The sequence below is a fragment of the Planktothrix pseudagardhii genome (genome assembly GCF_904830925.1).
GTDB classification, from domain to species: domain Bacteria; phylum Cyanobacteriota; class Cyanobacteriia; order Cyanobacteriales; family Microcoleaceae; genus Planktothrix; species Planktothrix tepida.
The window spans coordinates 2,741,851-2,766,304 of sequence record NZ_LR882967.1; the positions used below are offsets into that span (position 1 = coordinate 2,741,851).

Genomic DNA, 24,454 nt, shown 5'->3' on the forward strand with positions numbered 1-24,454 from the left:
GTTTCTTCCTATTTCCTAAAGTGGGTTTTTACATGAGGGGAATATTCAGGTGTCTCATCCCCAATACCTGACACCCAACGCCAATTCTGATTATCGCGTTTAATTTGTAACTTTTTCATTACATTTTGGATAATAGAGTTGCAGTGATCAAAAAAATCGCTGTGCTAGTCTATTTTCCAGCAAAAACAAGATGATATAATTGAAGTGAGCTTAAGCTAAGGGGAGTAAAAGATTTCAAATGATAGATCCTATTGGTTTAATTCCAACCGCAATTCAAGGTTATAACTGGATTCGGATGTGGCATGAAAAACAAACTAATCCACCCCATCTTCCAGATAATGCGCTCATGCTATTTAAGCGATTTAAAGAGGCTTATGATACAAAAAATCTTATCAAACTCAGTTTTACTATCTCAGATCATTACCAAGGAGATTTAAATGGAGTTTCTACTAAGCAAGAATACCTTAGTAGCCTAAAACGAGTTTTTGATAGTTTACCTTTATTATCTCCTTGCTTATCGATTAATGTTTATAGTATTATCGAAAATCGTAACGATGTAGTTTCTGCAATTATTGATACTCAATCAAAGACATCGTTTTTAGGAATTCCCCTGACAAATTATGATTCTACGCCTATTCGCTGTGAAATTCGTCCTGAACAGGGGTTATGGGTAATTACTAAGATGTTTATTGAATGGCGATTAATTCCATAGTGTAATTTTGTAGGGGCGAGGCGCGCCCCATTGGTGTCAACTTAAATGATTAATGCCCTGAACTCAAGTTCGGGCTAAAAGCGATCGGCATCTAAAGATGACTCAAGACTGGTCTTTCTTAACCCGTTTTAACGGGTTTGAGCTTTTAGCCTGAAATTTATTTCAAGGCTTTTGGCGCGATTGTTGACACTGATGGGCGCGCCTCGCCCCTACAATTTTTGTTATATTATAGATGACTCAATACAGGTATTTGAGAAAGTAGAAACCCTTGCCACCTTTTGTTATGAATCAATTTGATTCTCAAGCTTAACAAACTTCTGAAAGGCTAATTTTGCTGCCCCTATCATTCCCGCCTGATTTCCTAATTCCGCAATTAATATTTCTAACCCCTCTCTACAAATTAATAAAACCCGTTCTTCTAATTCTGCTTTTAAAGAAGGTAAGAATAAATCAGCCCCCGCACTAATTCCCCCGCCTAAAATAACGGCTTGTGGGGTTAAGACATAAATTAAACTCGCTAATCCTATTCCTAATAATTTGCCGTATTGTTGCCAATAAGCGATCGCATTTTCATCCCCAGCTAAAGCTTTTTCTGCTAATTCTGCGGGTTCTAATCCCGTATCTCGACGAATGGCTTGTACAGAAGTATATTGTTCTAAAGAACCTCGATTTCCACTATTACAAACCGGGCCATCAAAATTAATACTAATTAATCCTAACTCCCCCGCCGCTCCTTGATGTCCGACGAATAATTCCCCATTTAAAATAATCGCCCCACCCACACCTGTTCCTAATGTTAATAAAATTAAATTTTGAAACCGTCGCCCCGCCCCTAACCACGCTTCTCCTAACCCCGCACAGTTGGCATCATTGGCTAAAATTACAGGTAAACCCGTTTTTTCTTCTAACCTCAAACCTAACGGAACATCCCGCCATCCCGCTAAATTAATCGCCACTTTGGCAATTTTTCCCGTCCCATCCACAGGGCCCGGTGTTCCTAAACCAATCGCCCGAATACTATTGACATTTTCTCTAATTTGTGCTATAGCCTCAACCAATGTTGCTAAAACGGCTTCTGGTGTCGCGAGTTGGGGTGTGGGAACGGTTAAGGATTCATAACAAGTCCCATCGGCGGCGAAACGTCCCAATTTAATCGCTGTCCCCCCTAAATCAATTCCAATAACTTGTACTGACTGTTCGCTATTCACTATTTTTAGTAAGCCCTTTAGGGCTTGATCCAAAAGAACGAAAGAGTTAAGAAGTAGTTTTTAGTAAGCCCTTTAGGGCTTGATCCAAAAGAACGAAAGAGTTAAGAAGCCCTGAAGGGCTTACTACTTAAATATCGGGTTCATCAACCATGCGGCGGTCAATACTAGAATTGAAAACAGGTTCGACCCGAATGGCTTTAATGGCACTGGGACGAACAACCATATATTCTTTAGACGTGGTATCTTCTGCCCGGTGTTTAATCGGAACATTGACAAATTCACGACTATCAAACTTGGGCAGTAAAACTTTGTTGTACCACACTTGAAACTCTTGCATTGTGGAAAACTTGATTTCTTCTCGATGACCCCCCTCAATCATGAGGTGTACGACATATTCATCAGGCGTTCTGGGCATAATGACTCGCGGCTAAAAACGGGTTGGTTAACCTAATAAGACGTCAACCGTTGATGATTAGTGTCTCATTAATTGGCGATAAAGTCTACTCCAATGATGGACACAATCTTTACAAAAATTGACAAAAAAAGAGGGGTTATGCCGTTGACAAAACCGGGGATTCATGGGAAACTATTTATAATATAATGGGATGCTTGCACTTTTAAAATTTTTGCTAATATCCCATTATATTAACTATCAATATCTTAACACAGCCCCAACTTTTAAGCAACCTCAAAAATTGAAAATTTTTCTAAAAAAACAACAGAATTAAATGATTTTTAGAATAGATTCTTATAGATTACAGCGATGAGGGAGTTGATATTCACCGAATCTAATCTGTGTGAATCCCTTTAATCTGTCTAACTCCGTACTTTTTTGACACTCCCATACCGTTATGCGGTGGGCTTGCGCTTTTTAAGAAATCTGTCAAGGTTTAATCAAACAGTTCACACGAATCTAAACCGATACGCTTAAAATGTTCAACAGATTTACGAGTAAGCTATATACTCAATCACGCACAGGCAAGATGCCTGTTCCACAACTCATATACTGGAATTCATAATGCCGAAACGTACCGACATACAGAAAATTTTGCTTTTAGGGTCTGGGCCGATTGTAATTGGACAAGCCTGTGAGTTTGACTATTCAGGAACTCAAGCGTGTAAAGCCCTGCGGGAAGAAGGTTATGAGGTGGTGTTAGTCAACTCTAACCCCGCAACAATTATGACTGACCCAGAAACAGCCGAACGCACCTATATTGAACCTCTGGTGCCTGAAGTCGTCGCCAAGGTGATTGAAAAAGAACGTCCTGATGCTTTATTGCCTACAATGGGAGGTCAAACCGCCCTTAATTTAGCCGTTGCCTTATCAAAAAATGGCATCTTAGAAAAATATGGAGTCGAACTAATTGGTGCTAAATTAGAAGCCATTGAAAAAGCCGAAGATCGGCAACTATTCAAAGAAGCAATGGAACGAATTGGCGTCGCTTGTTGCCCTTCGGGAATTGCCAATACCATGAATGAAGCGCGAGATGTAGGGCGTCAAATTGGAACTTATCCATTAATTATTCGTCCCGCCTTTACCATGGGAGGAACCGGAGGCGGGATTGCCTATAACCAAGAGGAATTTGAAGAAATTTCTCAATCCGGTTTAGATGCGTCTCCGGTGTCTCAAATTTTAATCGAACAATCCCTCATCGGTTGGAAAGAATACGAATTAGAAGTGATGCGGGATCTCGCTGATAATGTGGTGATTATTTGTTCGATTGAAAACCTCGATCCCATGGGTATCCATACGGGGGATTCAATTACCGTTGCTCCCGCCCAAACCTTAACCGATAAAGAATATCAACGACTGCGGGATGCGTCGATTAAAATTATCCGAGAAATTGGGGTAGAAACCGGAGGTTCTAATATTCAATTTGCGGTTAATCCCATGACGGGAGATGTAATTGTGATTGAGATGAATCCCCGTGTCAGTCGGTCTTCCGCCTTAGCTTCAAAAGCCACCGGGTTCCCCATCGCTAAATTTGCAGCGAAATTATCGGTGGGATATACCTTAGATGAAATTAAGAACGATATTACCAAGAAAACCCCGGCTTCCTTTGAACCGACTATTGATTATGTGGTGACAAAAATTCCCCGATTTGCCTTTGAAAAATTCCCCGGTTCTGAGCCTGTTTTAACCACACAAATGAAGTCCGTTGGGGAAGCAATGGCAATTGGTGGAACTTTCTGTGAATCCTTCCAAAAAGCTTTACGATCTTTAGAAACGGGGTTAGCAGGTTGGGGTTGCGATCGCTCAGAAAAACTCTCTAGTCTGGATCATATTCGTTCCGGTTTACGCACCCCTAACCCAGAACGGATTTTAACCGTTCGTAACGCGATGATCTTGGGAATGACGGTTGAAGAAATCTATGAACTCACGGGAATTGATCCTTGGTTCTTAGATAAAATGCAGGAATTATTAGAAACGGAAAAATTTCTCAAACGCACAACCTTAAAACAGTTAAACGCAGATCAACTGTTAGCGGTAAAACGTAAAGGATTTAGCGATCGCCAAATTGCCTTTGCTACAAAAACCACTGAAGATGAAGTCCGCACCTATCGCCAAGAATTAGGGATTAAACCTGTTTATAAAATGGTCGATACCTGTGCGGCAGAATTTGAATCCATGACCCCTTATTATTATTCAACCTATTGGGAAGAAGACGAAATTTTACCCTCAACTAAACCCAAGGTGATGATTTTAGGCGGTGGCCCCAACCGCATTGGACAGGGGATTGAGTTTGATTATTGTTGTTGTCATGCCTCCTATTCGTTACGCGCAGAAGGCTATGAAACCATCATGGTTAACTCTAACCCAGAAACGGTTTCAACGGATTATGATACCAGCGATCGCTTATATTTTGAACCCCTAACCAAAGAAGATGTTCTGAATATTATTGAAGCGGAAGAACCGGAAGGAATTATTATTCAATTCGGCGGTCAAACGCCTTTGAAATTAGCGTTACCCCTGCAACGAGCGTTAGAAAAACTGCCCCTAAAAACGAAGATTTGGGGAACCTCTCCTGACTCCATTGATATTGCTGAAGACCGAGAACGGTTTGAAAAAATTCTGCGGGAATTGAATATTTTACAAGCCGAAAATGGCATGGCTCGCAGTTTCAAAGAAGCGTTAAAAGTGGCACAACGCATCGGATATCCCGTGGTCGTGCGTCCGTCTTATGTCTTAGGAGGACGGGCGATGGAAATCGTTTATTCTGATGAAGAATTAGAACGATATATGCTGTTTGCGGTGCAAGTAGAACCGGATCACCCAATTTTAGTCGATCAGTTCTTACAAAATGCTATTGAAGTGGATGTCGATGCGATCGCGGATCAAAGCGGAAATGTCGTCATCGGTGGCATTATGGAACATATTGAACAAGCCGGAATTCACTCTGGGGACTCGGCTTGTTCAATTCCGTTCCAAACCTTATCAGAAACCGCCCTCGCCACCATTCGTCGCCAAACCATTGAACTCGCCAAAGCGTTAAATGTGGTGGGGTTGATGAATATTCAATTTGCCGTCCAAGGGGAAAAAGTCTATATTTTAGAAGCGAATCCCCGTGCGTCTCGAACGGTTCCCTTTGTTTCTAAAGCCATTGGCGTTCCCTTAGCCAAAATTGCATCACGGGTGATGTCGGGTAAATCCTTAACGGAATTAGGCTTAACTGAAGAAAAACTCCCCACCTACGTTTCTGTAAAAGAAGCGGTGTTACCCTTTGCTAAATTCCCGGGAACCGATGTGCTACTAGGGCCGGAAATGCGGTCTACCGGGGAAGTGATGGGTATTGATACCGACTTCGGCAAAGCTTTTGCGAAGGCAGAACTCGCCGCCGGACAAGTGTTACCTTTATCAGGAACAGTGTTTATCTCAATGAATGATCGGGATAAACAGGCAATTGTACCCGTGGTTGAGGATTTCTTGGCGTTAGGGTTTAAAGTCAGTGCTACCATTAACACTCGCAAAGTGCTCTGGGAAAATGGCGTAAAAGTCGATATGGAATTGAAACTGCACGAAGGACGACCGAATATTTTGGATGCGATTAAAAATCAGGCGGTGCAGTTGGCAATTATTACCCCGTCTGGGGAAGAGTCCCGCAGCGATGGAATTTTGATCCGTCGTTCGGCTTTAGCGTACAAAATCCCCATTATCACAACAATTGCCGGGGCTAAAGCAACGGTGGCTGCCATTCGTTCCTTGAAGTCTACTCCGATTGAGGTGAAAGCTCTTCAAGATTATTATCTCTAATAATATAGTGTTGGGTGTTGACGGTTGACCCTAGACGGCTTTGCACTGAGTTTCGACAGGTATTACAGTGAGTTTGTCGAACTGCTCAACTACTGCGTTCGACGCTCGCTCACGTCGAAGTCTCACGCCGAAGTCTTGCCGAAGTGTTGACCGTTGACCAACAGCCAAAACGCCTTGTCTGCCGCAGGTTTCCCTAAAAATGGATTCTTTTCGATAATAATTGTTCTTCTAACGCTGCAATTCGGTTATAAGCGGCCGTTAGCTGTGCAGTGAGGCGCTGAATTTGAATATCTGCGGTCAGGGTGGGTTCCCGACTGTAGTAATTGCTTTCTATATAGTCGTCATCCATAAGGACATCTTTGTGTTCCTGTACGGATGAACTTTGCCTTGTCTCTGAGGAATTTGAGGAGGAAGCTGAAAAACCATACTCCAGAAGGTTAGGAACTGCTGAGGTGGTTTCGGTAGATTCTTCCTGGGATAAATGCTCAGAGACTTGATCAGTAAGCTGCTTAATCATTTCGTATAACGCATCTACTTTATTCGTCAACGCGACAACTTGTTTGGTTAGCCCATCCATAAAAATACTCCTGTTTAACTCAAAAATCTCTTAAGTTAATCCTAGACAGCAAAAAGACAATATCCCATTATTTACTAAATTATTTAACCTTTTGCTGAAGTCTTCTGTTACGCATCTTTGCATACTGAAAGAAAGTCACATTTTCCTGCTGATGATCGATCCTAAAACTCCACATCTTCGGCGGGTGGGTCTATTCTTTTTTATCGTAGGAAGTACCGGAGTTATTTTTGTTAACCTTTGTTCTGTATTGTTCCCTTACTCCTCTGAGAAATTGAATCGGATGGATATTTATACTTGTTGCTTGTCAGGGTTATGAGCTTGTTTCGTTGTGTTCAAGCTTTCTGGGTTAGGAGTAGGGATAAGATTTAGGGAAACTTAACTCAATTGCTAATTTTCTTTTAAAATTTAGAGCTACTAATTAAATAGAATAAAGCTTAAAAATTAACAATTATAAATAATAGATAAAAACAGTTTAATTATTGTTTTCATAATTAACTCCAAAATTTTAATCCGCCAAAATCCAAAAAAGATCCTCGAAAAATAGTTTGTTCAATCTTGTATAGATTTCCGTCGGATCAAACGTTCTTCAAATCAATTCATATAAATTTTATTAATATTGTTGATCAGTATTTCCAGAGAACTCCCATTCAACACTTAACTTAAAATTCCCTACCTCTGGGATAAAAAGCTTCATTTCTCAAAAATAGTGCTGTTGTCCTGCTTTTCTAAAACTGCCCAAACTCATTAAATTTCCAAATTTTGTCATGAAACGTTGATTTTTTATCACAGAGGTCTTGAAAAATAGAGACAGTTAGTGTATTCCTAACCTAATTCTACCTTCAGGTAGATGTTACAAACTGACTGATTCTACTTTGTGTAGATTTTTCCAGCCTATCAGCAGAAAATAATTGCGAGTTTAAGGTTGTTGTGATTATATTAAGAATTGTAACAAACTTTTGACTTTTGCCTCTCCTGTGAGGGAATTCATCCGTTAATCTCGTGTTTAGGAGCAGCCAGAATGAAAGCCCTGATCCAACAAAACCCTTCTGATATCGCCTCCCAAGTGGCGGACTATTTCCAACGCAGTATTGGGAAGTGGTATTCAGAACGGCGTTACTACACCCTTCCAGAGGGGGAGACTCAAGAAGTCGCCAGCGAGATTACCGTAGAGTTTTTAGAACAAGGTAGCCCTGAACTGATTAATATTGCTCAATTACACCAATTAGATGATCCGACTATTATTACCTGCGGGTCAAAGATCAACTGGAAAAGTTCTAATTCCGTTTCAGGGAAAAAAATGGCTGAGGGGTCAACGGTGTTTGGAGTCTCCCAAACCCTACTTTATCGAGATCAAGCCTTTATGACCTCAAAACCCGTTGTTGCCCAATATTATATGCTCGATGCCAATACATTATGCCTCCGAACCGAGTACAATGGTTCTGTATTTGAAGAAGAACTTAAACTGGTTGGTCAGCGATACCGTACCCGACAAACGATTATTTCACGCGCTGGGGAACAAACTATGATTGGCCAATATTTAGAAAAACGGATTGAGTAATCTGTGAAGCGAAGGTTTTTTCTACAAGGAATGAGCACCTTAACCTTGAGTAGTGTCGTAGCCGGATGTAAAGAAGCTACGGCACTCAGGGTTGAAGTTCTCAAACGCTCTGTTCCTGTGCAAATGGTGAGCAAGTTTCGGCAACAATCTGGGCAAAAAGGGGTTGATTTTGTTCCCCAACCCCAACTCAACGATTTATTTAGAGTCTTACAAAAATCGAAATCTTCATCTTCCACTCAGTCATCGCCTCAAGCTGATTTGGTCATGATTGGAGATTTCTGGTTAAATTCTGCCATTCAACAACAACTCATTCAACCCCTTGATCCTAAATTATGGTCGCAATGGTCACAACTTCCCCCCCGTTGGCAAAATATTGTGCGACGGAATTCCGCAGGTAAATTTGATTCTAAAGGAGAAATTTGGGCGGCGCCTTATCGTTCAGGGAGTACCGTTATTATTTATCGGGTTGATAAGTTTAAGTCTTTAGGATGGACACCTCAAGACTGGAGTGATTTATGGCGTCAGGAACTCCGTCATCGGATTTCCTTACCGAATCAAGCACGGGAAGTCATTGGTTTAACGTTAAAAAAATTAGGTTATTCCTATAATACTGCTGATTTAAGCAAAGTCAAAAACTTAGAATCCGAACTCCGTCAACTACATCAAAATGTTAGACTTTATGACTCTAATAGTTATCTAAAACCGTTAATTTTAGGAGATACTTGGTTAGCCGTTGGTTGGTCTACGGATATTTCTCCAGAAGTACAATATCAAAATGGATTAGCCGCCGTTGTTCCCAAATCGGGTACTGCTTTATGGTTAGATTTATGGGTGAAACCTGCAAAGGTTCAAGCCTCTCCTCCGGCGACTTTAGGAGATCAATGGATTGATTTTTGTTGGTCGCCTCAAGTGGCGGCTCAACTGTCATTATTAACCGGAACAACATCTCCTATTATTTTAGGGATGAACCCGGAAGAGTTACCCCAATCATTAAGAGAAAATCCGCTCTTATTTCCTCAATCTTCTATTTTGGAAAAAAGTGATTTCCTCCAGCCCCTTTCCCAAAATTCTATTAAACAGTATCAACAATTATGGGAAAAAATCAGACTGGGAACCTAGATCTCTACCCATTATATCTGTAGAGACGCGCCATGGCACGTCTCTACTAAATCTTGAATCATTCCCTATTCCCTCTTCCCTGTTCCCTGTTCCCTATTCCCTATTCCCTATTCCCTATTCCCTAGTTATTCAAAAACTAATTCTGAAGGTTGTTCTTTTTGAGAAATAGGAATAGAAATTTCAAACACGGTAAAATTGTCTTGATCTCGATAACAGTGAATATCTCCTCGATGCTGATCGACAACAATTTTATAACTAATAGATAACCCTAAACCCGTTCCTTTTCCGACAGGTTTTGTGGTAAAAAACGGATCAAACAGTCGATTTTTAACTTTATCTTCAATACCAGGGCCATTATCTCGAATAATAATTCTCACTTGATCTAAAGGCGGGAATTTACATTTTTTCTCGCTTAAATTTGGATGAATCATATCCGTACTAATTTTAATAATTCGAGGTTCAGGTTGATTGTCTAAGGCATCAATAGCATTACTCAAAATATTCATAAAAACCTGATTTAACTGTCCGGCATAACACTCTACCCTCGGTAATTTGCCATAATCTTTAATTAACTCAATCCCCTGAAAAGCTCCTTTAGGTTTTAAGCGATTTTGTAAAATTAAAAGGGTGCTATCAATCCCATCATGAATATTAACAGGCTTCATTTCGGCTTCATCTAATCGAGAGAAATTTCTCAAAGACACGACAATTTGACGAATCCGATCCGCCCCCATTTCCATTGAAGATAGAATTTTCGGTAAATCTTCAACTAAAAACTCTAATTCAATTTCTTGGGATTTTTCTTGAATTTCTGGAGTGGGATTGGGATAAATATCTTGATACAATTCCAATAATTCTAAAATATCTTGAGTATATTCTTTAGCATAAGTGAGATTCCCATAAATAAAATTAACCGGATTATTAATTTCATGGGCAACTCCCGCCACCATTTGCCCTAAACTCGACATTTTTTCACTTTGAATTAACTGGGCTTCCTTTTGTTTCAAATCCTGTAACGCTTCACTCAGATGAAACGCTTGAGTTTGGGCGGCTAAGGCAGCAGCACGGGTTTGGGCGTATAATTCAGCTTGGTCAATGGCGATCGCTAACTGATCCACCACCGCCCGTAAAAGCTCCACCTCACTTTCCCGCCAAGGTCGAAACACTTGATAATGATTGCAAACCACCGCCCCCCGTTGACCGGAGCGTGTTTCTAACGGTAATAGCAACAAGGAAAAAATTCCCGCCTGCTGGAAAAACTGACGGGTTGATTCATCCAACACTGTTGTTGTTTCGATATTATCAATTTGAATTGTCGTTGCGATGCGAATTCTTTCCGCTAATAGGGGAATTTGAGCCGGGGGATAATCCTGCAACCCATTGGATAAATTAGGATTTTGGGCTTCGTGGGTGACGGTAAAACTCGGTTGTTGATTCGGCTGCATGGGCAAATACCAGAGAAAATGGCATTGATCCACTTGCAACAACGCTCGAATTTCATTCACCGCCGTTCCTAAAATCGTATCAATATCTAAAGAATCCCGAATTTGACTGGCTAAACGAAACAGTAACCCTTCCCGGCGACTTTGCAGTTCTTCCCGCGCCTTCACCCGATCAATGCCTACGGCTAAGGCATTCGCCACCCATCCCAATACCCCTTGTGCTTCCTCATTGAGAATTTCATCACTACAAATCCCCATCAACCCCACTAAACGACCTTCCACCACCAAAGGAAAATTAAGGGTTTGGTGTCTTGTTTCGGGGAGAGGATAGGGAAAGTTATGGCTTAAAACATCGGTTTCGGTTAGATGGCCTTCATAAACCGTTAACCCCGCACTCGCTTGCAAATCTAACAAATTACTTTGAAGATTCAATGTCCAAATTCCTACCCCTGAGATTTTGGGGTATTGGGTGATCGCATCTGTACAACGGCCCAAAATCCCGGCAATTGACCCCCCATGTCCGAGGGCGGTTCCCACTTCTGCTTCTAATTGAGAAAGTCGTGAGCGCTCTAATAAGATGGTTTCCGCTTGTTTTCGTTCGGTAATATTGCGGGAAACGGCAATCATTTCATCAATAGTTTCTGAATCCTGATTTTGTAACCCATGACAGGTACTTTCAAACCAAATATAGTTTCCATTTCGACATCGAATTCGATAACTAATCGTGTAAATATCTGAACTATTTTGCAGGAGCAGACATTTTTGATTCACAACGTCTAAATCGGCCGGGTGAATCAACTCATATAACGATTGTCCGATCAATTCTTCAGGTTCATATCCTAAGAGTTGCCGACTGGCTGGAGAAGCATATAAATAAATCCCATCAGGGCTATGTCGGGAAATTAAATCCGTAGCATGATCCGCTAAAAGCCGATAACGAGCTTCACTTTCTCGTAAGGCATCTTCCGATTGTTTGCGGTGAGTAATATCCGTTTGTATACCAATAAAATGGGTTAAACGTCCTTCTCGGTCACGCACGGGAGAAATCGAGAGTTCATTCCAAAAGTACCGACCATCTTTGCGGTAATTTTTCAGGGTAACAATACAATCCTGTTGATGGGTAATGGCATGACGAATGCGGGCTAGTTCGGTGGGATCAGTATCCTCACCTTGGAGGAATCGACAATTGCGTCCTAACACTTCTTCCTGAGCATAGCCCGTTAACCGTTCAAAGGCGGGATTACAGTAAATAATCGGACAATCCGGTTGAGTAAAATCACTAATCACAATTCCACTGGGACTGGCTGTAATCGCCCGCTCTAAAAGTCCCAGACGTTCTTGGGACTGTTTGCGTTCGGTGATATCAATCCCGGTGATAATCAGATGGCTGATTGAACCATTGGGTTGTAGCAAAGCTGTATGTGACCAGGCAATCCAATGGCGTTGGCCATCGGGTCGAATCCATTCGGTTTCCCCCAGGGTGGAGTCGGAATAGGACTCAACTTGTGGAAAAGAGGGTTGAGTTTTCCGAGGTTTGGGAGGTTCGTCAAACTCAATCATGATTGATTCTGACGCTAAGTTGCTAGGGTTGGTAACGGGAAATACGGTTAATCCTAATTCATCTAAGGTTTTTCCCTCGACTTCCACCGCTAAATATCCGGTTAATTCTTCACAGGTGCGATTAAAGCGAATAATTTTACCATCGGGATCAAGGACAATCACTAAGGCACTGACGGTATCGAGAACGGCACAAACAAAGTCCCGTTCTTGACGAACAACTTCCCAAACTTGCTTACGTTCATTAATAATATGTTCGAGTTGATTAAATTTGGTTTTTGTTTGAATCAGTTGACGATGTAAATTGATTTGGCTAATAATTTGATGACTCAGGGATTGTAAAGCGTCGAGGGTATCACAGGACAATTCACGGGGATGATAATCCATAATAGAAATCATTCCTAACATGACGTGATCCGTCGTCATTAAAGGAATACCGAGATAAAATCGAATGGGTTGCTCCCCTGTGGCTAAGGGTTGGGTTGCCAAACGTTTATCCTTCCAAGTATCAGGAATAATAATCAGTTTCGGAGGTTGCCTGAAGCTCTGACAGGTCTCTACAAACCGAACTGAATTCTCCGGTTCGACCCTATCCTCCATCCTCGATTCCGGTGGAGTGTGCAATTCCATGATAAACTCACAGAAGTTTAAATACGGGTGTATTGTTCCGGTTAAACCCACTTGAGATTTCAACCACTGATGGGTGGTATCGCGAAATGTAATTAAAGCAATGGGCGCCTGAGCCAGATAAGACGCTAAGTGAGTCAAATCATCAAAGGGAATTTCAGAAACCGTGTGGATGACCTGAGAAAGAGTATTGCCCTCTGGGCTAAACATGGTTTGACCTAAAAATCTTGCATTCATTGATAATCACCATACAGGGGAATGGCTATCTATCAGGAAGCGGGTATTCAACGCTCTGATCAGACTTTGCAGTAAGAGCTTGATTCTCAAACCCCTACTCACGGTTGAGGATTGACGATTTAACAGTCAATGATCAACCGTTAACAGTCAACAGTCAACTAACATTTGTTTGACTCGCCTTAGCTGTATGACATTGTTTGTCCAAACGTCCTGAGCTCACAGTACAGACGCACCTGGGCGAAGCCATGCCGTAAGGCTATTGGCGCGTCTCTACATTTATTTACCTTAATCTTAACAAAGGTTTAAGCCCTTCGCGGAACTGAGTCTCAAGTCCTTAGAATTCAACTTGGATTTAATCTTTCCGAAAAATTAAGGATTTTGCACCATTTTTTCGATCTAACTTGATGTCTATTTTGTCCAAAAAACTTGAAAAAATTTAGTTTTTTTACAAAAATTTAATTAAGATTCTTACAGGATTTAACAAACTGAAGCCCTCTACCCTGATAATAGAAAAGTAGCACAGATCAAAGTCCCTTGATCATATCGGGTTTAAAAATACGAGATCGCTGATAGGGAAAAGAAGGAAGGCTTTTACTCTATAATTAAAGTAATGGCACTTTTGCATTCCGATCCACATCTAAAGCCTGTTTTGAATCCGCTTGATTGTGAATGAGCAGGGCATCTCGACTAAGGAACATGAATCGCTATGTCTGTACCCCAAGATTCTATACCCACTATTTTGGCTGTTGACGATAGTACAGTCATGCAAGGGCTGGTGCAACAAGCATTAGGGAAAGAATACCGTGTTCTAGTGGCCGATAATGCGGTCGATGCTTTGTCGATGATTTACCATGAACGAGTTTCGGTTTTGCTTCTGGATGTGGCAATGCCGGGAATTGATGGTTTAGAACTCTGTCGCACCGTTCGCAGTATTCCCCAGTTTCAAAATTTGCCTATTATTATGTTAACGGCACGGGATGGCGCTTTTGATAAGGTTCAAGGTCGTTTGGCGGGGGCAACGGAATATCTGACCAAACCCTTTGATGCTCAACTGTTATCTCAAGTTGTGGGTCAAGTTCTACAATTAAATTAGGAAGGGTTAGCCACTTATTGGCAAGAAATGTCAGAAAAATTAGCTCAATATGGTATTATTGATAGTGTTCCTCAACTGCTAGATTCTTTAGATTCTACCTTTTGGTCAGTCGTTTAAGAAGTTAGATCAAGGAATACTATAATCTTGAATAATATCACGCTGCTTGAGCCTTTCTAGCATTTCTAAGGAAATCAGATCGCCAAAAAAGACTACATAAAAGTGATCATAAGCTGCAAATTGAACTGATCCCTGGGATTCAATTTGCAGGTGCAAAATCTGATAGCCTAGATAATCATTTTCCCTAAAAAGTGGTAAAAGTTTTTGAACATTCTCCATTGTTAATTTTATCAATAAACCAGAACCCGCTAATATACTATTGCTTTCGGAAAATGGCGAGGAAGCCCCAATACGCTGCGCTTTCATCTGTGAAAAATTAAGCTGATCATCCAGTACCCAAACGGCTAATTGACTTGACTCCCCTGCTAAAGTCATCACAACGGCTTCAAATAAGTCTTCAAGCGCATCATGATTAGCTTGGATCTCACCCTTCAAACTCATAATTGTGTTTCCTGATATAAAGATTTAGGACTTTCTTAAGGTTGTTGCTCTTTTGGCTATTCTAATTAAACTCCGAGGGGAAGTATAGCGATTAACTGTAATTCGAGAGAGGCGATATTTATCAGTATAGCGATTAATCCGTAGCATATTCCCATCATAAAGATATCCCGTTAAATAATAGGGAGATAAGGATTTTTCAACTCTGCGATTTACTCGTCCAAAGGGATAAGCAAAATGAGCCGCAACCCATTTATTTTTATCTAAATCTTGCGTACAGGTTCTGAGATCAAGCTTGGCTTGTTCGAGTTCAAATTTTAAATCTTTACCTTTGATTAAAGTTAATTTTTCATGATTTTGACCATGAGATTGAATATCATAATAGCCGCGTTTATAGCCATCGCGCAATTCTTCACAACTGACATGAGGTATAAAGTCTTTTAATCTAACTCCCATTAATCCTGGATTGATAAACCAAACAATTTTAACTTTCTTGTTATAGTTTTCTTCCAAATCTTTTAAAATTGGTAAAACATTCTGATGAACTCCTTCATAACCATCATCAAAGCTAATCATGACAGGTTTTTGTCCAATCCGTTCTTGAGGAATAGGTTGTGATTTTTGAATAAAATAGATAAATAAATCTTGGGTGGTTAAAAACCAATAATTATTTTGAGCTAAATAATTGAGAAACGTATATAAATCCTGTTTGAAATAATCATTATCAAATTGTAACCGCTTGGCTGGACTTTGATTAATATTGGTTTCGTCAATAATATCGTGTAATCCAAAAATTGGAATTCTGATACTGGTTATTGTAGCAGTCCTAGCAACCGCCGGAAAATTGAACACAATGACACAGAGCAAGCTGATCAAAAAACTAAGCAAAACCCGATTTTTTCTAAACCATTGTGGTTGAATCAAAGAAATCTTCATGAGTTAATGTATCGTCCTTTTCAGCTAACAAGCGGTTAACTAAGTTAATGACAAATCCATTTTAAACAAACCCGTCCCAATATTCCTTTAAATCCTGTGACAGTTTCAGAAGAGGATCAGGGGAAACAGAGAAGCAGAAAAGGACAGTAGAAAACAAGAAGCGTTGGCTTAGGTGTGCGCGACTCCCTGCGTCCCACTGGCTAACCTTAAGCGGGGTGCATCGTTGTTAACGGGTCGGGAACAGGAAAGGGTTCTTGTTCAAGAGGAACAAACTGATTTTGATTGACATCGTAGGCTAAGATTTCTCCAGTTTCGATTTCATAAACCCAAGCATGAAGATGCAGCTTTCCGGCGTGTAACCGAGATCGAATCACGGGATAGGTTTCTAGGTTGGCAATTTGATTTAAAACATTGGTTTGGGTGGCAATTTTTAACAATTCTTCTCCCGAACATTCAGGATAATTATCTCGAATAATCCGGCGAATGGATTCTCCATAATCTTTCAACCAGTCGTAAACTAAGGGCATTTCATCCGATAAACTTTGGAGTTTTAGCAGTCCCTTAATACTGCCACAGAGGGTATGTCCACAGATGACAATTTCTTTAATATTTAAAGCTTGAACTGCATATTCAATTCCGGCTCCTTCACTATTAGTTGAGGTTTTGTAAGGCGGAATAATATTACCCAAATTGCGAATAATAAACAGTTCTCCAGGTAGGGTTTGAGTCAGCAAGTTAGGAGCAATCCGAGAGTCACAACAAGTGATAAATAAAATTTCCGGGGTTTGACCATGAGAGAGGCGTTCAAACAAGTCTCGATGCGCCTTGAAATAATTTTCTTGAAAATCATTCAAACCGCTAATAATGCGTTTAATGGGCATACAATACATCCTCAATCATGAACAACTCTGGCTATTAAAGGCTGCTAACTGATAGCTAACAAACAACTGCTTCCTGTATTCTGTTTTAGTGTATCACCCATTTAGCATAACTCAAAGAACACATACCGCCTAGTTTTTTGAGTAAAGGTTGAATCAACTCAATCAGGATATGGCGTTGTTTTCCGTGACTGTGAAGAATCAACCCTCAACCGTCAACAGACAATAGAGTTTGATTTACTCGTTCATATTTCTTAATGTTGCCACCGCAGAAGGTGAAATTCGACTGAGGTAACGGAAGATCCAATATTTCATGATCGTATCTAAAATCACTGGGAAAGTGGCGATAAACAAAAAGATAAAGCTACGATTTGGCGCAATCCCAAAGTGACTAGAAAAGCCTTCTAATAGAACTTCCCAACCATGGGGAGAGTGAAACCCGACAAAGATGTCGGTAATTAAAATAATAATAAATGCTTTGGCACTATCACTCAAATCATACATGACCGTATTCAGCAAGGATTTTAACGCTGCTAACCCTTGAGGATTTAGAATAATCACTAAAGCAAAGGCAATTAATCCGACAAAATCAGCAAAAAGATTACTAATCGCTTCACTGCTTTTATGGTCAAATTCTTTAGATATCTCTTCAGCTTTCTCCTCCATTTTCTTTTCTATTTCTTCCCGTTCAATGGTTGGAGTTTTGTAGAGTAAGCTGGCTAATTGCAGTTCTTCTTCATAGGATTTTAACTCATGAAGTGCTTCTTCTTTCATTTCTGAGTTAAGAAATAATGGAACTTCATGGGTTTGCCGATAATGTTCTACCAGGGGAAAAAAGATAAAGTTTTTAGATAATTGTTGTGCTAAAAGCGGAATTAGAATTAGCATCAAAAGAAAGTTAACCGCCGATTTTGTTTTTTTCCGTGATGCTCGATAGCTATTCATAAGCTGTTCTTCGGAGCTATCGTCTAATTCCGTTTGAATCTTCTTAAACGTGCGTCCAATCGAACGGGGTAAAGCCCCACTTTTTTTACCGTTAAATACTTCTCCAGACGCTTCAACTTCCACAAAGTCAAGAGGGGATAAACCCGATGGGTTGGATTTACCGTTATTAGATCTTTTCACAGATTCAAACTGATAGGTATTTGAGGACAAGGTTTGATGAGAAGAAACAGAATTATATTGATATTTATCAACAATCTCATCGATAAATTTTAATTTTTCAATAAATTCTATATCTCCAGAATTATCTAAATTACGAGTGAATTTAAATTTACTTAGTTCAAATTTAATGGTGTTTAAATGCTTTTCAACATCATTAATAAAACATTCTAAAACGCTAGGTGTATATTGGGGTGCATCTTCTGAAACTTTTTGACCTCCAAAATGCTGATCCTCGATGGCTTTTATGGCTAAAGCTGCTTGATAGGCTTGTTCTAAGGCTCGTTCAGGGGTTTTATGAACCCATTGGTTACTGGATTTAAACACATTCAAGAATCGAGCACCTAAACTCCCCTTCTGGAATTTGATAATAGAATTACTCATTTGGATTGTGTTGGTTAAAGCGGGACAGAAACATCAGCAATTCACTGATTTGTAGAAATGTGAAAATTCACATCTCTACATTCAATGAATTGTTTCAGCAAATTACCCCTAACCAGTTAGGAAAGATTTTTTGCCCAATCTGGATAGTATGCTTTTCATCGTAGGATAACCTGAGATTAATTTCAACTGTTTAACTGGGGTGCATCATGGCTAAAGGATCAGGAACAGGAAAGGGTTCTTGTTCAAGAGGAACAAACTGGTTTTGATTGACATCATAGGCTAAGATTGTTCCAGTTTCAATTTCATAAACCCAAGCATGAAGGCGGAGTTTTCCGGCGTGCAATCGAGATCGAATTACGGGATAGGTTTCTAGGTTTTCAATTTGCGTTAAAACATTGTTTTGGATGGCAACATTTAACAAATCTTCCCCAGAATAGTGATGATAATTTTCTCGAACTAAACGTCTTGTGGATTCTCCGTGATGTTTCAACCAATCATAGACTAACGGCATTTCATCAGACAAACTTTGGAGTTGAAGCAATCCCTTCATACTGCCACAGTGGGAATGTCCACAAACAATAATTTCCTTGATATTCAAGGCTTGAACTGCATACTCAATTCCAGCACCTTCACTACTATTTAATGTTCCGTGAGGGGGAATAATATTCCCTACATTACGAATAATAAATAGTTCTCCGGGTTCGGTTTGAGTCAGTAGGTTAGGATCAATTCGAGAGTCAGAACAAGTGATAAATAAAATATCAGGAGTTTGACCGTGAGATAGCCGTTCAAACAAGTCTTGATGTGTCTTGAAATAATTTTCTTGAAAATCATTCAGACCGTTAATAATACGTTTGATTGGCATACATTAATCCTCTGAGAATTAAATAACTGATAACTTGATTTGAGAAACCTTTCCTGTTTCAAAAATAAGTCAATGAATCACCCACTTTGCATCGGTGAGCAAACAAACCCCTCCTACTTTTTGCAGTAAAGGTTTAATTAACTCAATCAAGGTATTGAGTTGTTTTTCATTGGTGCAAACGGTCATGATATAGCTGCTGGTGAAATCGCACTCTAAATCAGAACAGGAAATACCTCTATCTCCTTTTCCAGAAGTATCTTTAATGACGGTATAGCCAGAAACTTTTACCTGATCCAAAATATTCAGTGCATCCTGAATATGAAACGTATCAATGATAATTTCAACTTTTTTGATATCCTGCATAGTACATTCAAAATTCTAGTGGTGAATCCAAGTTGCATCGTTAATTAAACACACGCCTCCCACTCGTTTCAGTAGAGGAGTAACATTGGAAACAATTTGCTCAAGTTGTTTTTCGTTCGTACAAACTGTCATAATGTAAGCGTTACTGAACACTGAGCCTAAATCATCATTAGACAAACCGCGATCGCCTTTTCCAGAGGCATTTTTAATCACGGTATATCCGGTCACTTTTGCTTCGTCTAAGACTTCCAAAACTTCCTGGATTTCTAATGTACTAATGATGATTTCTACTTTTTTCACGGCTTGCATTCTCTAAACTCCCATGTGTTTGATGATTTCTAAATACAAAGGAATTCCCACAATAATATTGAAGGGAAATGTAAGAGCTAGAGCCATGGAAACGTAAATACTAGGATTTGCTTCAGGAACAGTCATTCGCATCGCCGCTGGAACAGCAATATAAGAAGCACTGGCAGATAGCACGGCAAAAAGTAATGTATTTCCTTCACCAAATCCTAAGAGTTTGCCGATAATAATACCGAAAATTGCATTCGCAACGGGAATAAAGACGGAAAAGGCAATCAAAAATGATCCGGTTTTCTTGAGTTCTCGAATTCGCTTTGCAGCTACTAATCCCATATCTAATAGGAAGAAGGTTAAAGCACCATAGAAAATGCCTTGAGTAAAAGGTTGTAATTTTTCCCAGCCTTTTTCTCCCGTTAATAGTCCGACAACTAAACTCCCGACTAATAGAAAAACGGAACCATTTAAAAAGGATTCATGTAGAACTTTTCCCCAAGAGAAGGGTTCACTTTCACCGTTTTTTGACGGAGCAAAAACTCGCACTAACACAATCCCAATAATAATGGCTGGAGATTCCATTAAAGCCAGTGCTGCAACCATGTGTCCGCCATATTGAATGTGCAGTTTTTCTAAGAAAGAACTGGCAGTAATAAAGGTAACAGCACTAATGGAACCATAGGTTGCTGCGATGGCGGCTGCATTATAAGCATCAAGTTTGAGACGCAAAATAAAAAAGCTATAGAAAGGAACTAAAAGTGCCATGACAATTGCAGCAATTAGTGTCAAGGCAATTTGAGCATTAATCCCACTTTCTGCTAACTCGTAACCGCCTTTAAATCCAATTGCCAATAACAAATACAAGGAAAATAGTTTTGGCAAAGGTTGAGGGATTTCTAAATCCGATTTGCAGAAAACAGCTAACATCCCCAAAAAGAAAAACAAGACTGGAGGGTTGAGGATATTAAATAAAATCAGGCTTCCATCCATAAATTAAGGTTTGGGTGTACGTGATGCAAAAAATCTTAACCAAGCTTAAAGAAAATATACTAAGAGAACGGTGAGAAAATTCTAAGAATATTCTTAATCCTAGACTTAGCACTAAAATATAGTATCTTAATAAATAAAACAATATTTTATGTTCTCAATATTCAGATTCCATATCCCAAGTTTCACTCCTGACCTGATTTTAAAAGTTGCGGGTGCGAGGTAAAAATAAGCTAAATGTTGTTCCTTGATTGATTTGGCTATCAACGGTTAATTTTCCGCCATGTAAGCGACAGATTTCTTGAGCAATTGCTAATCCTAAACCTACACCTCCAGTCTGACGAGATCTCGCTTCTTCAACGCGATAAAACCGCTCAAATAAATAAGGTAAATGTTTCGCTTCAATTCCTAAACCTGTATCTTGTATGGTAATTTTAACCTGTTCCTCATCTTGTTGCGCTTCTAAGATAACTTGGCCGCCTTCTTGAGTATATTTGAGGGCATTATCTAATAAATTTAAAAATAGACTTGTTAAATAATCAGGATTTCCAAGAATCCATAAATTTTTTGCAATTGTCTCTTTTAAAATAATTGGTTTAGATGCCGATAAAGGTTCCAGTTGTTCAACCAAAGCTCCCAATAAATTTGTTAAATCTACAGGTTGTAAAAACGAAGGCTGAATCTGTCGCAATTCCAGTCGAGCTAAAAATAGCAACCCATTGGTTAATCGAATTAATCGATCCGCTTCTTTTTCTAAATCTTGTAGTGTTATTTCATATTCTTCTGGGGTACGAATGCGACTTAACGTAACACCTATTCTGCCTTTAATAACCGTTAAGGGAGTGCGTAATTCATGAGCAGCATCGGCGGTAAATCGTCGTTCGTGTTCAAAGGCAAATTCTAAGCGATCTAACATTTTATCAATAGTTTTCGCCAACCGCCCCACTTCATCAGGAGGGCCTTTATAATCAATCCGTTGAGTAAAATTACTAGCACTAATCCTTTGGGCTTTACTAATAATTTGCTGGATGGGATTTAAAGCCCGATTTGCTAAAAACCAACCGCCTAATCCGGCAATTAATAATACTAACGGAAATCCTAATATGATCAAATCAAACAGATGTTTAGATGCTTTATAAACAGGCTCTAAAGATTCTGCTACTTGTAACCATACGATATACCCTTTTGAAGTCTGAATCGGTTGATTATAAACCCGCCAATTCTTCTCAGGAGAACTTAAATCTAAATATCCCTTTTTCTGGGGAATCAATATAGGAATTGCAGAATAACTACCAAAACCATCCCAAATATGACCTTGTTGATCGATTAATCTGACTGCAATTCCAGCTTGTACAAATTGTTCGGTCATGGCTTGAGATTCTTCCGTTATGTGAAAAGCCGGATGACCATCTTTATTAATTAAGTTGCTTAAAGTTTGTGTTGCTGTAACTTGTAAGGTCGTGTTCAGTTGTCTTAATAAACTATGTTCTAAAACAACATAGAGGTAGCTACTAAAGAGCATTAAGGTACAAGCTAATAGTAAAATATACCAAGTTGTTAGTTGTACCCGAATAGTTCGTTTTCCAAAATGTAATTTTTTAATCATTCATTTCTCCCAGCTTTAAACAATATCCAACACCCCGTATTGTTTGTAAAATTTGTTGTTCAAATCCCCGATCAATTTTGCGTCGTACATACCCCACATAAACATCTACAATATTAGAATCGCTGTAAAAATCTAAATCCCAAACGTGTTGCAAAATTTGAGTCCGACTTAATACCTGGTCTCGATGACGCATTAAATATTCTAAAAGTTTAAATTCTAAAGGACTTAATTCGATTAATTTTCCACCCCGTCGCACTTCTCGTTTAACGGTATCCATCGTTAAATCAGCGACTTGTAATACTGTATCTAATTGTAAGGGAGGACGACGTTGTAAGGCTCTTAACCGTGCTAAAAGTTCAGAAAAAGCAAAGGGTTTTACTAAATAATCATCTGCCCCTCGATCTAAACCTTGAACTCGATCTTCTACGTTATCTCGTGCGGTTAAAAGTAACACGGGAGTGATAATTTTATGATTCCGAATTTTACCCAAAAGTTGAAATCCATCCATGATCGGAAGTAACAGATCTAAAATCATTAAATCATACTCAACCGTTGAGGCATAGTCCCAGCCTTTTTTGCCATCGGTAGCCACATCCACTACATATCCAGCCTCGCGTAACCCTTGACTAATAAACTGTGCAATTCCCGGTTCATCTTCCACCAGTAAAACGTGCATTGCTTTTCTTTCCTCATTCACGCTAGTTAATTTTATTCCATTTAATTCTATAAGAGTTTAAGGCTCTTTCGTAGATAGAAGGAAACAGGGAACAGGGAACAGGGAACAGGGAACAGGGATAATACTTTTGGCTGTTTCATATCAGTTTTAAATTATTACAACCTCGGTGCGGATTGCTATAGCTTCTGCCTTTAATAGACGAATGCAGAGGATTTACATTTCAAATTATAAAATTTATAAATTTATAATTTCTAAAATTTTAATTTTAGGCTAAATTCTTTTCTTTTCTGTTCCCTTGCTCAACTTTAAAAATCCTATTAGCATCTTCTCCATCTTGAGGTGGAGAATAATCTCTATCTAATGACACAACAAAAATTCGTTTTTTTTTGACATGATTAAGGAATAGTATTTGAGGAATCACAAGATGACTTTGTTTAAGATTAAAGATGCTTATCCCCATTACAAAGAAGAAATTTTTGATGGCAAAGACCTTAAAAAATTCGATGTATATACCGATACAACCAATGAAAAAATTGGGACTGTCTACGATGCCTTAATTGATGAGAATGGATATTTCCGGTATTTTGTAATTGATACCGGTTTTTGGGTGTTTGGTAAAAAAGTTTTACTCCCCGTTGGTCGCGCCCAAATGGACTATGCTAATCAACGTGTTTATGCCCTGGGATTAACTAAAAACCAAGCCGAAGCCTTACCTGAATATAATGATAATATGACGGTAGACTATGATTATGAAGAGCGGGTTCGGGCTGGATATCGGACTTCTAAATCTGCAAAATCCACTTACAATCGGGATAATTATCAATACGAGAACGAGCCCGAATTATACCAAACCCAGGCTCAAAATCATGGCACAATCAAACTTTATGAAGAACGCTTAATTGCTGAGAAGCAACGTCAAAAAACAGGTACAGTTTCAGTCGGTAAAACCGTAGAAACTCGCACAGAACAAGCTAGTGTTCCGGTTGAGAAAGAGCGGGTTGTGGTTGAACGCATGACTCCGACAGGGGAACGACCTGTTAACCCCGGCGAAGCTAATTTCCGCGAAGGAGAAGTGGCTCGCGTCGATGTTTATGAAGAAACGGCTGATATTCGTAAGCAAGCTTATGTGACTGAAGAAGTCAATGTTCGTAAAGAAGTTGAGCGCGATACAGTCACAGCCCAAGAAAAACTGCGTCGGGAAAAACTGAATGTTAAAACCGATGGCGAACCTACCATTAAAGACAAACGTTAAATTCTCGGTTGCTTCTGTTGAGAAAGCCTAATTTTTTCTGTAGAGGTGTTTACCCAAACATCTCTACAGAACTATCATCTGGTAATCATTTATAGTTTTTTAGATTTTT

The 24,454-nt window shown here is 39.5% G+C and carries 20 protein-coding genes; 6 read left to right on the forward strand and 14 right to left on the reverse strand.

The window, feature by feature from the left end:
* The first annotated feature begins 238 nt into the window (after nt 1-238).
* Nucleotides 239-712, forward strand: coding sequence for a hypothetical protein (locus NMK36_RS11635; protein ID WP_072721698.1), 474 nt, complete (start codon nt 239-241; stop codon nt 710-712).
* Nucleotides 713-993: 281 nt separating this feature from the next.
* Here NMK36_RS11635 and NMK36_RS11640 read toward each other — a convergent pair whose 3' ends face one another.
* Nucleotides 994-1,920 (reverse strand): ROK family protein, encoded by a 927-nt coding sequence (locus NMK36_RS11640; RefSeq protein WP_254173761.1) that lies wholly within the window; start codon nt 1,918-1,920, stop codon nt 994-996.
* A 127-nt stretch (nt 1,921-2,047) separates the two neighbouring features.
* Nucleotides 2,048-2,335 carry a hypothetical protein gene (locus NMK36_RS11645; RefSeq protein WP_254173762.1) on the reverse strand — a complete coding sequence of 96 codons (288 nt, stop codon included), beginning with the start codon at nt 2,333-2,335 and terminating at the stop codon, nt 2,048-2,050.
* A gap of 603 nt (nt 2,336-2,938) precedes the next feature.
* Here NMK36_RS11645 and carB point away from each other — a divergent pair.
* Nucleotides 2,939-6,172 carry a carbamoyl-phosphate synthase large subunit gene (gene carB / locus NMK36_RS11650; protein ID WP_072721692.1) on the forward strand — a complete coding sequence of 1,078 codons (3,234 nt, stop codon included), beginning with the start codon at nt 2,939-2,941 and terminating at the stop codon, nt 6,170-6,172.
* A gap of 193 nt (nt 6,173-6,365) precedes the next feature.
* Here the strand turns inward: carB and NMK36_RS11655 are convergent, their stop codons facing one another.
* Nucleotides 6,366-6,749: a hypothetical protein gene (locus NMK36_RS11655; protein WP_072721689.1), complete on the reverse strand. Its 384-nt coding sequence runs from the start codon at nt 6,747-6,749 to the stop codon at nt 6,366-6,368.
* A gap of 1,018 nt (nt 6,750-7,767) precedes the next feature.
* Here NMK36_RS11655 and NMK36_RS11660 point away from each other — a divergent pair.
* Both NMK36_RS11660 and NMK36_RS11665 read left to right on the forward strand, forming a co-directional pair.
* A complete protein-coding gene (locus NMK36_RS11660) occupies nt 7,768-8,307 on the forward strand; it encodes a phycobiliprotein lyase (RefSeq protein WP_072721687.1) in 540 nt (179 codons plus the stop codon).
* Nucleotides 8,308-8,337: 30 nt separating this feature from the next.
* Nucleotides 8,338-9,426 (forward strand): extracellular solute-binding protein, encoded by a 1,089-nt coding sequence (locus tag NMK36_RS11665; protein ID WP_072721686.1) that lies wholly within the window; start codon nt 8,338-8,340, stop codon nt 9,424-9,426.
* A gap of 125 nt (nt 9,427-9,551) precedes the next feature.
* On the opposite strand, the gene NMK36_RS11670 is transcribed toward NMK36_RS11665, so the two are convergent.
* Entirely contained in the window at nt 9,552-13,262 is a 3,711-nt protein-coding gene (locus tag NMK36_RS11670) for a PAS domain S-box protein (protein ID WP_438822838.1), read from the reverse strand.
* A gap of 733 nt (nt 13,263-13,995) precedes the next feature.
* Between NMK36_RS11670 and NMK36_RS11675 the strand changes: the two genes are divergently transcribed.
* A complete protein-coding gene (locus NMK36_RS11675) occupies nt 13,996-14,382 on the forward strand; it encodes a response regulator (protein ID WP_254173764.1) in 387 nt (128 codons plus the stop codon).
* Nucleotides 14,383-14,508: 126 nt separating this feature from the next.
* Here the strand turns inward: NMK36_RS11675 and NMK36_RS11680 are convergent, their stop codons facing one another.
* From NMK36_RS11680 to NMK36_RS11725, 10 genes are all read right to left on the reverse strand, one after another.
* Nucleotides 14,509-14,940 (reverse strand): hypothetical protein, encoded by a 432-nt coding sequence (locus tag NMK36_RS11680; protein WP_072721683.1) that lies wholly within the window; start codon nt 14,938-14,940, stop codon nt 14,509-14,511.
* Between the two features lie 24 nt (nt 14,941-14,964).
* Nucleotides 14,965-15,789: a polysaccharide deacetylase family protein gene (locus NMK36_RS11685; protein WP_254173765.1), complete on the reverse strand. Its 825-nt coding sequence runs from the start codon at nt 15,787-15,789 to the stop codon at nt 14,965-14,967.
* Between the two features lie 290 nt (nt 15,790-16,079).
* A complete protein-coding gene (locus NMK36_RS11690) occupies nt 16,080-16,754 on the reverse strand; it encodes a carbonic anhydrase (RefSeq protein WP_254173766.1) in 675 nt (224 codons plus the stop codon).
* A gap of 234 nt (nt 16,755-16,988) precedes the next feature.
* Nucleotides 16,989-18,296 carry a proton extrusion protein PcxA gene (locus NMK36_RS11695; protein WP_254173767.1) on the reverse strand — a complete coding sequence of 436 codons (1,308 nt, stop codon included), beginning with the start codon at nt 18,294-18,296 and terminating at the stop codon, nt 16,989-16,991.
* 190 nt (nt 18,297-18,486) lie between these two features.
* On the reverse strand, nt 18,487-19,161 hold the full coding sequence (locus tag NMK36_RS11700) for a carbonic anhydrase (protein WP_367997181.1): 675 nt from the start codon (nt 19,159-19,161) through the stop codon (nt 18,487-18,489).
* 69 nt (nt 19,162-19,230) lie between these two features.
* Entirely contained in the window at nt 19,231-19,524 is a 294-nt protein-coding gene (locus NMK36_RS11705; protein ID WP_072721675.1) for a P-II family nitrogen regulator, read from the reverse strand.
* Between the two features lie 15 nt (nt 19,525-19,539).
* Complete coding sequence (locus tag NMK36_RS11710) at nt 19,540-19,833, reverse strand: P-II family nitrogen regulator (RefSeq protein ID WP_072721673.1); 294 nt, start codon at nt 19,831-19,833, stop codon at nt 19,540-19,542.
* 3 nt (nt 19,834-19,836) lie between these two features.
* A complete protein-coding gene (locus NMK36_RS11715) occupies nt 19,837-20,814 on the reverse strand; it encodes a sodium-dependent bicarbonate transport family permease (protein WP_072721671.1) in 978 nt (325 codons plus the stop codon).
* 199 nt (nt 20,815-21,013) lie between these two features.
* The gene (locus tag NMK36_RS11720) at nt 21,014-22,417 is read right to left on the reverse strand and encodes a sensor histidine kinase (protein ID WP_072721669.1); all 1,404 of its coding nucleotides are present in this window, start codon (nt 22,415-22,417) and stop codon (nt 21,014-21,016) included.
* On the reverse strand, nt 22,410-23,093 hold the full coding sequence (locus tag NMK36_RS11725; RefSeq protein WP_072721667.1) for a response regulator: 684 nt from the start codon (nt 23,091-23,093) through the stop codon (nt 22,410-22,412). The genes NMK36_RS11720 and NMK36_RS11725 overlap by 8 nt, the downstream gene beginning before the upstream one ends.
* A gap of 424 nt (nt 23,094-23,517) precedes the next feature.
* Between NMK36_RS11725 and NMK36_RS11730 the strand changes: the two genes are divergently transcribed.
* Complete coding sequence (locus tag NMK36_RS11730; protein ID WP_254173768.1) at nt 23,518-24,345, forward strand: DUF2382 domain-containing protein; 828 nt, start codon at nt 23,518-23,520, stop codon at nt 24,343-24,345.
* Nucleotides 24,346-24,454: the final 109 nt, after the last annotated feature.

Bases quoted from the DNA above. Each gene is read 5' to 3' on its own strand.
- NMK36_RS11635 (WP_072721698.1), top strand. From the start codon at position 239: ATGATAGATCCTATTGGTTTAATTCCAACCGCAATTCAAGGTTATAAC.
- NMK36_RS11645 (WP_254173762.1), bottom strand. From the start codon at position 2,335: ATGCCCAGAACGCCTGATGAATATGTCGTACACCTCATGATTGAGGGG.
- carB (WP_072721692.1), top strand. From the start codon at position 2,939: ATGCCGAAACGTACCGACATACAGAAAATTTTGCTTTTAGGGTCTGGG.
- NMK36_RS11655 (WP_072721689.1), bottom strand. From the start codon at position 6,749: ATGGATGGGCTAACCAAACAAGTTGTCGCGTTGACGAATAAAGTAGAT.
- NMK36_RS11660 (WP_072721687.1), top strand. From the start codon at position 7,768: ATGAAAGCCCTGATCCAACAAAACCCTTCTGATATCGCCTCCCAAGTG.
- NMK36_RS11665 (WP_072721686.1), top strand. From the start codon at position 8,338: ATGAGCACCTTAACCTTGAGTAGTGTCGTAGCCGGATGTAAAGAAGCT.
- NMK36_RS11670 (WP_438822838.1), bottom strand. From the start codon at position 13,262: ATGTTTAGCCCAGAGGGCAATACTCTTTCTCAGGTCATCCACACGGTT.
- NMK36_RS11675 (WP_254173764.1), top strand. From the start codon at position 13,996: ATGTCTGTACCCCAAGATTCTATACCCACTATTTTGGCTGTTGACGAT.
- NMK36_RS11680 (WP_072721683.1), bottom strand. From the start codon at position 14,940: ATGAGTTTGAAGGGTGAGATCCAAGCTAATCATGATGCGCTTGAAGAC.
- NMK36_RS11690 (WP_254173766.1), bottom strand. From the start codon at position 16,754: ATGCCCATTAAACGCATTATTAGCGGTTTGAATGATTTTCAAGAAAAT.
- NMK36_RS11695 (WP_254173767.1), bottom strand. From the start codon at position 18,296: ATGAGTAATTCTATTATCAAATTCCAGAAGGGGAGTTTAGGTGCTCGA.
- NMK36_RS11700 (WP_367997181.1), bottom strand. From the start codon at position 19,161: ATGCCAATCAAACGTATTATTAACGGTCTGAATGATTTTCAAGAAAAT.
- NMK36_RS11705 (WP_072721675.1), bottom strand. From the start codon at position 19,524: ATGCAGGATATCAAAAAAGTTGAAATTATCATTGATACGTTTCATATT.
- NMK36_RS11710 (WP_072721673.1), bottom strand. From the start codon at position 19,833: ATGCAAGCCGTGAAAAAAGTAGAAATCATCATTAGTACATTAGAAATC.
- NMK36_RS11715 (WP_072721671.1), bottom strand. From the start codon at position 20,814: ATGGATGGAAGCCTGATTTTATTTAATATCCTCAACCCTCCAGTCTTG.
- NMK36_RS11720 (WP_072721669.1), bottom strand. From the start codon at position 22,417: ATGATTAAAAAATTACATTTTGGAAAACGAACTATTCGGGTACAACTA.
- NMK36_RS11725 (WP_072721667.1), bottom strand. From the start codon at position 23,093: ATGCACGTTTTACTGGTGGAAGATGAACCGGGAATTGCACAGTTTATT.
- NMK36_RS11730 (WP_254173768.1), top strand. From the start codon at position 23,518: ATGACTTTGTTTAAGATTAAAGATGCTTATCCCCATTACAAAGAAGAA.